The following is an 11,831-nucleotide window of genomic DNA, read 5'->3' on the forward strand; positions in this document are numbered from 1 at the left end:
CTAAACCGGCAAGACCGAAATCACGGCTGCAGATCTGAACTGCAGTCCAGAACAAATCATCGCGTCCAGCTCTAGGTCTGGACGCCGTCGAGGGGGAAGGATCCTTCGTGACAGAAACCACTGAGCTGGCTTCAGCTGTGGACACAACATCTTCTGCAGCTGAATCAACGGCCGCAACCGCTAAGAGCAGCGGCCTTGCAGGCCTCAAGCTCGCGCAGCTCCAGGCTCTCGCCAGTCAGCTGGGCATTTCGGGCGGATCCCGGATGCGCAAGGGGGACTTGGTTTCGGCTATCTCGGCCCACCGCGCCGGTGCAACCACCAGCAAGGCTCCTACCGCGGCCAAAGCCGTGGCAGCAAAGGCCGCGCCTGCATCCCCGGAAGCTGAGACCCCTGCCGCACCTGCCGCAGCATCCACCGAAGCCGCCGCGCAGGATGGCACCCGGGCACGTGGCCGTGGCCGTAGCCGCCGCGCCACGAGCGACGGCGTTGTTGCCGCTCCCGCCGCCGCGGAAGCCGCGGAGGCTCCCGCCGTCGTCGTCGAGGCGCCTGCAGCTCCTGCCGCCGAAGCAAGCGAGGCCGCCGGCGAACGCCGCCAGCCGCGCACGCGGAACCGTCGTCGTGGCGAGGCCGTTGCTCCTGTGGAGGCCGGTGAAGCCGGCGAGACCGGCGCTGCCGAGCAGCCGCAGGCCGAACAGCCCCGTACCGAACAGCCCCGCACAGAGCAGCGCCAGGCAGAACAGCGCCAGCCCGAGCAGCGTCAGGCACAGCCGCGCCAGGGCGAACAGGCCTCGGCCGACGCCAGCGAATCCGGCCAGCGCGAACGCCGCGACAACACCCGCACGCGTCGCGAAGACACGAACGACGGCGATGACAGCGGCAACCGCCGAAATCGTCGCAATCGTCGCGACCGCAACGACCGTCCGGGTCCGCAGGACAACCGCGACAACCGTGACAACCGCGATGGAAACACCCGCAGCGACCGCTTCCGCGACCGCAACGAGCGCCGCCGGGGCCGCGGCCAGGGCCCGGACGTCGACGACGTCGAGGTCACCGAAGACGACGTCCTGCTGCCGGTTGCCGGCATCCTGGACGTACTGGAGAACTACGCGTTCATCCGCACCTCTGGCTACCTGCCCGGTGCCAACGACGTGTATGTGTCCCTCGCCCAGGTCAAGAAATACAACCTGCGCAAGGGTGACGCCGTCGTCGGTGCCATCCGCGCCCCGCGTGATGGCGAGGACCGCAACCAGCAGTCCGCGCGCCAGAAGTTCAACGCGCTCGTCCGCGTCACGTCGGTCAACGGCAAGACGCCCGAAGAGCTCAAGGACCGTGTCGAATTCGCGAAGCTCGTCCCGCTGTACCCGTCCGAGCGCCTGCGCCTCGAAACGGACCCCAAGAAGATCGGCCCGCGCGTCATCGACCTCGTGGCCCCGATCGGCAAGGGCCAGCGCGGCCTGATCGTCTCCCCGCCGAAGGCCGGTAAGACGCTCATCCTGCAGTCGATCGCGAACGCGATCACCACCAACAACCCTGAGGTCCACCTCATGATGGTGCTGGTTGACGAACGTCCCGAAGAAGTAACGGACATGCAGCGCACCGTCAAGGGCGAGGTCATTGCCTCCACCTTCGACCGTCCCGCCGACGACCACACCACGGTTGCCGAGCTTTCCATCGAGCGCGCCAAGCGACTCGTGGAAATGGGCATGGACGTGGTGGTCCTCCTGGATTCCATGACCCGCCTGGGCCGCGCCTACAACCTGGCAGCGCCGGCCTCCGGCCGTATCCTGTCCGGTGGTGTCGACTCCGCTGCGCTCTACCCGCCGAAGCGTTTCTTCGGTGCTGCGCGCAACATCGAAAACGGTGGCTCGCTCACCATCCTGGCAACCGCGCTCGTGGAGACCGGTTCCAAGATGGACGAGGTCATCTTCGAGGAGTTCAAGGGCACGGGCAACATGGAGCTCCGCCTGTCCCGCCAGCTGGCGGACAAGCGCATCTTCCCGGCCGTGGACGTCAACGCTTCGGGTACGCGTCGCGAAGAGAACCTGCTTTCGGCCGAAGAAGTCAAGATCATGTGGAAGCTGCGCCGCGTCCTGTCCGGACTCGAGACCCAGCAGAGCCTTGAACTCCTGACCAACAAGATCCGGGAGACCGGGAGCAACGTCGAGTTCCTCATGCAGGTACAGAAGACGACTCTTGGAGCCAAGTCGGATAACGACAAGTAGCTGTTTCAGGGGCGGGCGCTGGTTCGTTCGTGCGGTTGATTCCGCGCGGATGTTCCGCTCCCGCCCTTTCCCGTTGCAACGCGGGGCCACTTACGGCCCATGCCGGGGGTCAAGATGGGCCGGAAGTGACCCCGCGTCGCAGTTATTAGACTTGTAGAAGTCGAAAGAGGTTTGAAAATGTTTGAGTCCGTACAGGGATTGCTTGACGAACATGCCGCCATCCAGGCGCAGTTGAGTGATCCTGCCGTTTATGCCGACCAGGCTTTGGCCCGCAAGTTGGGGCGGCGCTCTGCCCAGTTGCAGGGCATCGTTGAGGCGTACAACCGTTGGCGCGGGCTCATGGACGATCTCGAAGCAGCCAAGGAAATGGCTTCCGAGGACGCCGAATTTGCTGCCGAGGTAGACGAAATCGAGGCGAAGCTTCCGGCAGCGCAGGAGAAACTGCGCAGGCTGCTGATCCCGCGCGATCCCGACGACGCCCGCAACGTCATCCTTGAGGTTAAGGGCGGCGAAGGCGGCGACGAAGCTGCGCTCTTCGCCGGAGACCTGCTGCGCATGTACATGCGCTACGCGGAGTCGCGCGGCTGGAAGACCGAACTCATCTCGGCCACGGAATCAGACCTGGGCGGCTACAAGGACGTCCAGATGGCCGTCAAGGGCAACTCGAACGATCCCGCAGAAGGCGTCTATGCCCGCTTGAAGTTCGAGGGCGGCGTGCACCGCGTCCAGCGCGTTCCCGTCACCGAATCGCAGGGCCGCATCCACACTTCCGCCGCCGGTGTACTCGTGCTCCCGGAAGTGGATGAGCCCGAAGAGCTCGAAATCAACCAGAACGACCTGAAGATCGACGTCTACCGGTCCTCGGGCCCCGGTGGCCAGTCCGTCAACACCACGGACTCGGCAGTCCGCATCACCCACCTCCCTACGGGCATCGTGGTGGCCATGCAGAACGAAAAATCCCAGCTGCAGAACCGCGAAGCCGGCATGCGCGTCCTCCGTGCCCGCATCCTCGCCCACCAGCAGGAGCAGATCGACGCCGAGAACTCGGCGCAGCGCAAATCCCAGATCCGTACCATGGACCGTTCCGAGCGCATCCGGACGTACAACTTCCCGGAGAACCGGATTGCCGACCACCGTACCGGCTACAAGGCCTACAACCTCGACGCCGTCATGAACGGCGACCTGGAACCGGTCATCCAGTCGGCCATCGAAATGGACGAACAGTCGCGCCTGGATGCCCTGGGCGAGTAGCAGCCTGCAAGGATCCTGATGACGCTCTTTCCGGGCCAAAGCCTCGCCGACGCCGTCCGCGAGGCAACAACCATCCTGTCCGACGCCGGAGTCCCCACTCCGCGCGTGGACGCGGAACTCCTCGCGGAACATCTCCTGGGCGTCGGCCTCGGGCGGCTACGCGCCATGTTGCTCGGTGACACCGCAGTTCCGGAAGGGTACGCGGACCTGGTGGCCGAACGGGCACAGCGCGTTCCGCTCCAGCACATCACCGGCGTCGCGCATTTCCGTTACCTCACGCTTGCCGTGGGTCCGGGCGTGTTCATTCCGCGGCCCGAAACGGAATCCGTGGTCCAGCTGGTCATCGACCACCTCCAGGGTCTCCCGCACCCCAAAGTGGTTGATCTTGGCACCGGCTCGGGTGCCATTGCCGGTTCGATTGCCCACGAAGTGCCCGGAGCCGAGGTCCACGCCGTCGAATTCAGCACCTTCGCCCACGCGTGGGCCACCAAGAACCTGAAGCCGCTCGGGGTGAAGCTCGTGCAGGGCGACCTCCGCAATGCCTTGCCCGAACACGACGGAACGTTCGACGTCGTTGTTTCCAATCCGCCCTACATCCCGGCTGAAGCCATTCCGAACGAACCCGAGGTGGCGCTGCACGATCCGCCCGAGGCGCTGTACGGCGGGGGAGCAAACGGAATGGAGCTCCCGACGGCGGCTGCGGCCTCGGCTGCCCGGCTCCTCAAGGGCGGCGGCTTCTTCGTGATGGAGCACGCAGAGGTGCAGGCAGGGTGGATTTCCGAACACCTGAAGTCGGCCGGCTGCTGGACCCAGGTCACCACCCACCTCGATCTCAACGGCAAGGAACGTGCCACGAGCGCAGTGTTGGCAATCGCTGCCTCCGGGAAATGAAAGAATAACGCTGTGACCACAAGCTACAACTGCACGTCAGAGGAACAACGCGCCGAAGGCCTGGAGCATGCGCAGCGCGCCATCAGCGAGAAAAAGTGTGTCGTCATGCCGACGGACACCGTCTACGGCATTGCCGCCGACGCGTTCTCGCCGCAAGCCGTGACCATGCTGCTTGTCTCAAAGGGCCGCGGCCGCCATATGCCGCCCCCGGTGCTGATCCCGCGGATCAATGCGCTCGACGGGCTGGCGACCGATGTATCGGAAGAAGCCCGGAAACTGGCGGAAGCCTTTTGGCCCGGCGGCCTGACGCTGATCTTCCACGCCCAGCCGTCCTTGGACTGGGATCTGGGGGAGACCCGCGGAACCGTCGCTCTTCGCATGCCGGACGACGCCATTGCGCTTGAACTGCTCAACCGCACCGGGCCGCTGGCAGTGTCCTCGGCCAATCGCACCGGCCAGGCGGCCGCGCAGACAGCCGCCGAGGCAAGGACCCAGCTTGCCGAATCGGTCGAGGTGTACCTTGAGGGCGGCTTCCGGCCGGTCGAAGGAACCGAGTCCGTACCGTCCACGATCGTTGACGCCACCGCCTTGCCGCTCCGCGTAGTGCGCGATGGTGCCATTTCCCTGGAACGCCTCCGCGAAGTAGTGCCCGGAGTGCTGGCCCTCGGAGAAACCGCGCCGGAAACTGAACCGGAGCCGGAAACCGCGCCTGAGGCCGCCGTGCAGCAGGAGACGGCGCCTGAGACGGCGCCGGATGCGCAAGCTGAGACCCCTGCGCCTGAGACCCCTGCGCCTGGGACCCCTGTTCAAGCAGAGACCCCGGCTCCTGGCGAAAATACTGTCCGCACGGAGACCAGGGCCGAATGAGCCTGGTCCGGGATCGTGTTCCCCTTCTGGACGTAGACGTCACCGCCTTGTGCGCCGACGAACTTATCGAGGCCATCAGCGGATACGTTTCGGACGGCACCACCAAGGTTGTTCTCGGACACAATCTCCACAGCGTCACGTTGTTTCATTCGAGTCCGGACTTCCGTCGTCTCTATGAACGCAGCGATGTGGTGCTCATGGATGGCGCGCCGGTCGCGATGCTTTGGGGACTTGGGCACCGCGGAGGTTCACGTGACGATGCTGCCGGGTTGATGGAATACCGTTTGGGTTCCACTGACTGGGTGCCGGCGCTCGGCCGCGTCGATGGACTGCGCCGGATCGCCGTCGTCGGCGCTGGTCCCGAAGCCAACAGCAAGACAGTGGAACGCCTCCGCGACATCGTGCCCGGCGCCGTGGTATCCGGGCGCCCCGGGGAGAATTGGAACGATGCCGGCGAAGAGGCCGCCGTCGCCTGGTTGGCGGAATTCCGCCCCCAGCTCGTCCTTCTTGGCCTGGGAATGCCGCTGCAGGAATCGGTCCTCCACCGGCGCCTGGACGAGCTTCCACCTGCCGTCTACTGCACAGTCGGCGGCGCTATCGAGCAGCTGGCCGGCCTCCAGAAGCTCGCTCCACGCTGGCTGGGCCGCCTCGGGCTTGAATGGGCTTGGCGACTTGCCCTGCACCCGGGACGCGTCGCCTACCGGGTCTTCGGCGAGCCGTGGGTGCTCCTCGGCCTGCTGGTACGCCGTCGGCTTTCCTCCAAGAACCGCGAGGCCGGAACACCACGCCCTTAGAACTTCTGGTCCTCCAGCGGACCGAAGCCCTTGTCCCGCAAACCCGCGGAGAACGCCCGGAACCACTCAGCGAGCCCGCGGAAGTCACCTCGGGGCAGGAAATAGCCCAAGTAGCCCCCGACGTCGGCCACCATCGACTTCCCGCGACGGTAGCGGCGGATCAAGTAACCCCGGTTGCGGTAGTAGAAGTACCGCTTGAACGCTGAATCGGGCACGATCACATGCCAGCGGGCGCCGAAGACGTGCTTTGTCTCGGAAAACGCGTGCGGGTGGGTGATCCATGCCGTAGCGACCGTGCCGAAGCGTATCCCGGCTTTCCTGAGGCGGATCATGAAGTCCACCTCGTCGCCGCGGATGAACAGCCGGATATCCGGCACTCCCACCTTGAAGAAGACGTTCGAACGGATGAGCGCCCCGTTGAAGAAGTGCCCGACGTCGGGCAGGAACCCCGCCTTTTCGACTTCGGCTCGGTCGTGGGTCACCTTGCCGTCAATCCGGAAGAAGAACGAGAGCTTGTCCGGATGCCCGGGAGCGACGACGAGCGGGACAACGGCATCCAGTCCGCGGGCCTCCGCTTCGCGAACGAGGGTTTCGAGGCATGCGGGATCGCCGGGCTCGGCGTCATCGTCCATGATCCAGACCCATTCGGCACCGCTGGCCACCGCCTTGAGGATCGCGAGGGCGAAGCCGCCCGCCCCGCCCAGGTTCGCCTCCGAGCGGACGTAGTCCACCTTCGGATGGCTCGACGCGAGCTCCCGCGAAGGGGTGGTTCCGCTGTCCACGAGGCAAATGGTGTCCACGGGCATGGACTGTTTGTTGATAGCGTCGAGCAGGACTGCTAGCTCTCCGGGGCGGTCAAAAGTCACAGCCGCAACGGCAACGGAGACAGTCATGTAGGGTTCCTTCCGGGCAGTTGCGGGGAGGTCTTCCCGGCTCGCCCTAGGGGCGCGTGAAACGGAGCAAAGCCGCCGTTGCCGCTAGTATCTTGACAGAGTCCAACTGTAGTACAGCAATATTCGGCGGTGCGCAGAGGTGTTGCGGGTGTTGTGCCGGCAGCTAGTCGCCAGGGACAAATTCCACCACCACCGCCAACAGGAGCCGCCACGTGATCATGTATTCGCTCATGATGCTCACGGCTGCCGTCGTGTCGTATCTCGCTACGTGGGTAGCCCGCCAGATGGGTAACAAACTCCGGCTTTTTGCCCCCATCCGTAGCCGGGATATGCATTCAGTCCCGATTTCCAGGCTTGGTGGCCTGGGACTCTTCGCGGGCTTTGCCATCGCCCTCGTGGTGGCCAGCAATTCGTTCTTCGTGAAGGACATCTTCCACGGGAACAGTGCACCGTGGGGGATCCTGGCAGGTGCCCTGGTGATCGTCGCGGTCGGTGTTGCCGACGACGTGATGGACATCCGCTGGTGGGTCAAGCTGATCGGCCAATGCACGGCGGCGACGATCGTTGCGGTCTGGGGCGTGCAGATGTCCGTGGTTCCCTTTGTTCCGGAGCCCATACGGATCGAAGCGGAACCGCTGCGGATCGTCCTGACCGCACTCGCGATTGTGACCACGATGAACGCGGTCAACTTCATCGATGGACTTGACGGCCTGGCTGCCGGAGTTGCAGCCATTGGCGGCGCTGCTTTCTTCCTGACGGCGTACTGGGTCCACCGCAATGCCACGCTTACCGACCGCTCGGACCTGGCCGCGCTGCTGATGGCCATCACGGTGGGTTGTTGCATCGGGTTCCTGCCGCATAACTGGTTCCCGGCCAAAATCTTCATGGGCGACTCCGGCGCCATGCTCCTGGGCCTCGTGATGGCTTCGGCCGGCGTGGTTTCCACGGGCCAGATCAGCTCAGGGCTTTACGACCGCGCCAACGGTATTCCAACCATCGTGCCCATCCTGTTGCCGTTCGCGATCCTGTCGCTACCGTTGCTGGACCTTGGCCTTGCGGTGTTGCGGCGAACGGCACGTGGCCAATCGCCTTGGTCGGCGGACCGGGGACATTTGCACCACAAGCTCATCGAACTCGGCCACACCCACCGCACAGCGGTGCTCATGATGTACGTGTGGACCTGCATTCTGGCGTTTGGAGGCCTTGCCTTTGCCATCTTCCCGTGGCAGATGGTCCTCACCGTCGACATCGTCGCCGCGCTGATCATGGCCGCAGTGACGGCATGGCCGTACTTTGCCCGCAAAGGGCGCGCCGCCCGGTAGACGGTGTGTGACAATGGCGTTAACATCACAGTTCTATCTCATGTAGAATTCTAGGGCGGACAGTCACTCGCCCGCGCACCCACCCTTTTTGAGAATTCGGCATTTTTGCCACGACGATTGGCATCCCCATGACCTCCAACGCCGGCGGACAGCAGTCCGACTCGAGCGGCGTTGCTGCCCCCCGCTCCACGTCCTCGCTGTGGCTGCGGCTTCTTTTCCTCAGCTCGACGACGGCGGTAGCGGCCCTCGCGGCGACGTCCGTCGTCGCGGTGGTCATGAACGGTGGCGTAGGCGTGCTTTCCGCTGTATTCGGCGGGGCGCTGGTGATGGCCTTTTTTGCCATCAGCCTCCTGATCGGCCACTTCGTCGGGCGGGATAACCCTTCCGGCGCGGTCGGCCTCTTCGTTGCCAGCTACTTTGTCAAGGTCGTCGGCTTCGCGGTGGTGCTGTTCGTCTTGGGCGCCCCTGCATGGCTGCACGGACGCTGGTTCGTGATTGGCGCCGTCGTCACGGTTGTCTCGTGGCAAGCCGCCGAAATCTACGGCTTCAGCAAGGCCCGGCTCCAGATCTACAACGACCCCGCAGCAGGCAAAGGGGGCGACGATGTTCACTCCTAGGAACAAGCGACGCTCCACCACACTCAACGCCGCGAAACCCGGCGATTCCGCTGAGCAAGCGAGCGACGGAAACGACGGCGGATACAACGCCGGCATTGCCGTCTTCAGCTACATTGTTGGCGGAATCATAGTCTGGAGTTTGATAGGCTGGGGTCTGGATAATCTGTGGGGGACTCGCTGGATTGTGCTCCTTGGCGCTCTGCTTGGAGCCGCAGGAGGGTTCTATCTTTCCCATATGCACGGCCTCACCAGTCATCGATCTTCTACCGGTGAGAGCAAAGCAGACAGTGGTCCGTCCCAGGACGGGAACAGTAATGCCAAATAATTTCACACGGGAAATGGCTGCAGGAAACGCGGCCGGATCCTCAACAACGCCCAATGATGGACACTGCAGAGAGGAAACGCGTTGATCGCGCTTGCGCTCCCGGCCCAGGATTCAGGGACCTTCACTCCTCCCGGAATCGACCAAATGCACCTGCCGGCTATCCTGCCGTGGGGTGCGAGCGATGGCTTCTCCAAGCAGATGTTGCTGGTGATCCTGTCGGTCGTCCTTATCGCTTCATTCTTTATCGCCGCTGCACGCAAGCAGCAGCTGGTTCCCGGCAAGTTGCAGTTCGCAGGCGAGATGGCCTACGGCTTCGTCCGCAACAGCATCGCCAAGGACATCATCGGCGGCCGCGACTTCATGAAGTACGTACCGCTCCTGTTCACGTTGTTCTTCTTCATCCTGGTGAACAACATCTACGGCGCCATTCCCGTGATCCAGCTTCCGAGCTTCTCGCACGTCGGCGGGGCCTATGTGCTGGCCGCGGTCGTATACGTCACCTGGATCGGCATCGGCATCAAGAAGAACGGCCTGAAGTACTTCAAGCTGGCCACCGTTCCTTCGGGTGTCCCGTGGTTCATCCTGCCGATCGTCGTACCGATCGAAATCATTTCCAACTTCCTGGTCCGCCCGGTCACCCACAGCCTCCGTCTCTTCGCGACCATGATGGCAGGGCACCTCATTGTCATGATCGCCGGCTCGGGTATCGAGTTCCTCGTCATGCAGGAAAACGTCCTCCTCAAGGGCGCGTCTGTGCTCGTGCTCGTTGGCGCCGTCGCCATGTACATGCTCGAAGCCCTGATCATGGTGCTGCAGGCATACGTCTTCACCCTTCTGACTGCGATCTACATCGAAGGCGCACTCCACGCCGACAGCCACTAGGCACAACCCTCAATCTTCCCCTTCGGGGGTTGAAGCAAACCAAACAACCTGCCGCGACTGCGGCATCTTGAAAGGAATACAATGAACGGCGACATCAACGGCTCCCTCAACCTCATTGGCTACGGTCTCTCCGCCATCGGCGGTGGTATCGGTGTGGGTCTCGTATTTGCTGCTTACATCAACGGTGTTGCACGTCAGCCGGAAGCCCAGCGCGTGCTCCAGCCGATCGCGTTCCTTGGTCTGGCTCTTACCGAAGCCCTCGCCATCCTCGGCCTGGTCTTCGCTTTCGTTCTCAAGTAAACAGCTAAGAACCAAGCGAACATTCAGAACCGAGTAGATAAGGACGGGTGAAAAATGAATCAGCAGATCATCTCAGCCGCCGCTCAAGGCGCCGCCGAGTCGGCTAATCCGCTCGTTCCCAACCTGTGGGAAATGGGCGTCGTCTTCGCCGGCTTCGTGGTCCTCTTGTACATCGTGGTCAAGTTTGTTGTCCCGATGTTCGAGAAGACCTTTGCGGAGCGTGCAGAGGCGATTGAGGGTGGCATTGCCAAGGCTGAAAAGGCCCAGGCTGAAGCTTCTGCAGCTCTCGAAGAGTACAAGCAGCAGCTCCACGACGCCCGCGCCGAGGCCAACCGCATCCGCGAAGAAGCTCGAGCCGAAGGTGCCCAGATCCTCGCGGAGCTGAAGACCAAGGCAGCAGCCGAGTCGGCACGCATCACCGAGCAGGCATACGCCCAGATCGAATCCGAGCGTCAGGCAGCTGTTGTCTCCCTGCGTTCCGAGGTGGGCACCCTGGCCACGACATTGGCAGAGCGCATCGTTGGCGAATCGCTCAGCGATGACGAGCGTGCCGCCCGCGTGGTGGACCGCTTCCTCGCAGATCTGGAGACCCAAAGCGCAGGTGCAGCTAAGTAATGGCAGGTGTATCGAGCGAATCGCTGACCAAGGCGCTGGAGCAGTTGGAAGCCACGCTTCCGACCGCCTCGCTGCAGTTGGCTAAGGACCTCTTCGGAATCCTGGGAACGGTGGACAGCTCGGCTGGCTTGCGCCGCGCCCTGACTGACCCCTCCCGCAGCGGAGAAGAAAAGTCGGCGCTGGTCAAGCAGCTGGTTGGCGGGAAAGTCTCCGCTGATGCTGCGGAAATCGCGAGTGGTCTGGCCAGCTTGCGCTGGGCATCGGCACGCGATATCGGCGATGCACTCGAGACTCTTGCCGCCACGGTGGTCATTGCCGTGGCTGAAAACAAGTCGGCCGTTTCTGCCTCCGGAATCACGGGGCTGGAAGAGCTGGAAAACGATCTGTTTGCTTTCAACCAGATGGTTGCTTCCAGCCACGAGGTACAACGTGCTCTGGGAGAGTCGCAGGCAAGTGCTGCGGCCAAGATCGGTCTGGCGGAGAAGCTGGTTCCTGGTGCAAGCCCGGAAGCCCAGCTCCTCATCGGCCAGGCTGTGTCGCAGCCGCGCGGCGTCAAGCCGAGCAAGCTCATCGACAACTTCGCCAAGCTTGCAGCAAAGCGCCAGCATCGCTGGATCGCAACTGTCCACGTTACCCGTCCGTTGACGGATGCGCAGGCCAGCCGTCTGCAGGGCGGGCTTGATGCCCTCTACGGCCGCGAGCTGAAGGTCAACGTCAGCGTTGATCCGACTCTGATCGGTGGAATCCGGGTCCAGGTGGGAGACGAAGTGCTTGATGCTTCCGTTGTAGCCCGCCTGTCCGAGCTCCGCCGGCAACTCGCTGGCTAGCCAGAAAAGCACAACTTAACTGATA

13 protein-coding genes are annotated in these 11,831 nt (G+C 63.4%); 12 read left to right on the top strand and 1 reads right to left on the bottom strand.

Going from position 1 to position 11,831, the window contains the following annotated elements; all coding sequences use genetic code 11:
* Nucleotides 1–107: 107 nt before the first annotated feature.
* The 5 genes from rho (at nt 108) to BMF89_RS18245 (ending at nt 6,025) form a co-directional block, all read left to right on the top strand.
* A complete protein-coding gene (gene rho, locus BMF89_RS18225; RefSeq protein WP_078108467.1) occupies nt 108–2,222 on the top strand; it encodes a transcription termination factor Rho in 2,115 nt (704 codons plus the stop codon).
* A 177-nt stretch (nt 2,223–2,399) separates the two neighbouring features.
* Entirely contained in the window at nt 2,400–3,473 is a 1,074-nt protein-coding gene (prfA, locus tag BMF89_RS18230; protein WP_028264759.1) for a peptide chain release factor 1, read from the top strand.
* 18 nt (nt 3,474–3,491) lie between these two features.
* The gene (prmC, locus tag BMF89_RS18235; protein ID WP_078108468.1) at nt 3,492–4,364 is read left to right on the top strand and encodes a peptide chain release factor N(5)-glutamine methyltransferase; all 873 of its coding nucleotides are present in this window, start codon (nt 3,492–3,494) and stop codon (nt 4,362–4,364) included.
* A gap of 12 nt (nt 4,365–4,376) precedes the next feature.
* A complete protein-coding gene (locus tag BMF89_RS18240) occupies nt 4,377–5,231 on the top strand; it encodes an L-threonylcarbamoyladenylate synthase (protein WP_078108469.1) in 855 nt (284 codons plus the stop codon).
* Nucleotides 5,228–6,025: a WecB/TagA/CpsF family glycosyltransferase gene (locus BMF89_RS18245; protein WP_078108470.1), complete on the top strand. Its 798-nt coding sequence runs from the start codon at nt 5,228–5,230 to the stop codon at nt 6,023–6,025. Before BMF89_RS18240 ends, BMF89_RS18245 begins: the two co-directional genes overlap by 4 nt.
* Here BMF89_RS18245 and BMF89_RS18250 read toward each other — a convergent pair.
* A complete protein-coding gene (locus BMF89_RS18250; protein ID WP_078108471.1) occupies nt 6,022–6,918 on the bottom strand; it encodes a glycosyltransferase in 897 nt (298 codons plus the stop codon). The two genes, BMF89_RS18245 and BMF89_RS18250, sit on opposite strands and share 4 nt — an antisense overlap.
* 212 nt (nt 6,919–7,130) lie before the next feature.
* On the opposite strand from BMF89_RS18250, the gene BMF89_RS18255 reads away from it, so the two are divergent.
* The 7 genes from BMF89_RS18255 (at nt 7,131) to BMF89_RS18285 (ending at nt 11,806) form a co-directional block, all read left to right on the top strand.
* The gene (locus tag BMF89_RS18255; protein WP_078108472.1) at nt 7,131–8,240 is read left to right on the top strand and encodes an MraY family glycosyltransferase; all 1,110 of its coding nucleotides are present in this window, start codon (nt 7,131–7,133) and stop codon (nt 8,238–8,240) included.
* Nucleotides 8,241–8,368: 128 nt separating this feature from the next.
* The gene (locus tag BMF89_RS18260) at nt 8,369–8,857 is read left to right on the top strand and encodes a hypothetical protein (protein WP_078108473.1); all 489 of its coding nucleotides are present in this window, start codon (nt 8,369–8,371) and stop codon (nt 8,855–8,857) included.
* On the top strand, nt 8,844–9,182 hold the full coding sequence (locus BMF89_RS22490; protein ID WP_078108474.1) for a hypothetical protein: 339 nt from the start codon (nt 8,844–8,846) through the stop codon (nt 9,180–9,182). The genes BMF89_RS18260 and BMF89_RS22490 overlap by 14 nt, the downstream gene beginning before the upstream one ends.
* An 81-nt stretch (nt 9,183–9,263) precedes the next feature.
* Entirely contained in the window at nt 9,264–10,064 is an 801-nt protein-coding gene (gene atpB / locus BMF89_RS18270) for a F0F1 ATP synthase subunit A (RefSeq protein WP_078108475.1), read from the top strand.
* An 81-nt stretch (nt 10,065–10,145) separates the two neighbouring features.
* The gene (gene atpE / locus BMF89_RS18275; protein ID WP_028264751.1) at nt 10,146–10,364 is read left to right on the top strand and encodes an ATP synthase F0 subunit C; all 219 of its coding nucleotides are present in this window, start codon (nt 10,146–10,148) and stop codon (nt 10,362–10,364) included.
* A gap of 54 nt (nt 10,365–10,418) precedes the next feature.
* On the top strand, nt 10,419–10,979 hold the full coding sequence (locus BMF89_RS18280) for a F0F1 ATP synthase subunit B (protein WP_078108476.1): 561 nt from the start codon (nt 10,419–10,421) through the stop codon (nt 10,977–10,979).
* Entirely contained in the window at nt 10,979–11,806 is an 828-nt protein-coding gene (locus BMF89_RS18285; RefSeq protein ID WP_078108477.1) for a F0F1 ATP synthase subunit delta, read from the top strand. Before BMF89_RS18280 ends, BMF89_RS18285 begins: the two co-directional genes overlap by 1 nt.
* The last annotated feature ends 25 nt before the right edge of the window (nt 11,807–11,831 follow it).

The organism is Arthrobacter sp. SRS-W-1-2016 (assembly GCF_002009585.1).
GTDB classification, from domain to species: Bacteria; Actinomycetota; Actinomycetes; order Actinomycetales; family Micrococcaceae; genus Arthrobacter; species Arthrobacter bambusae_A.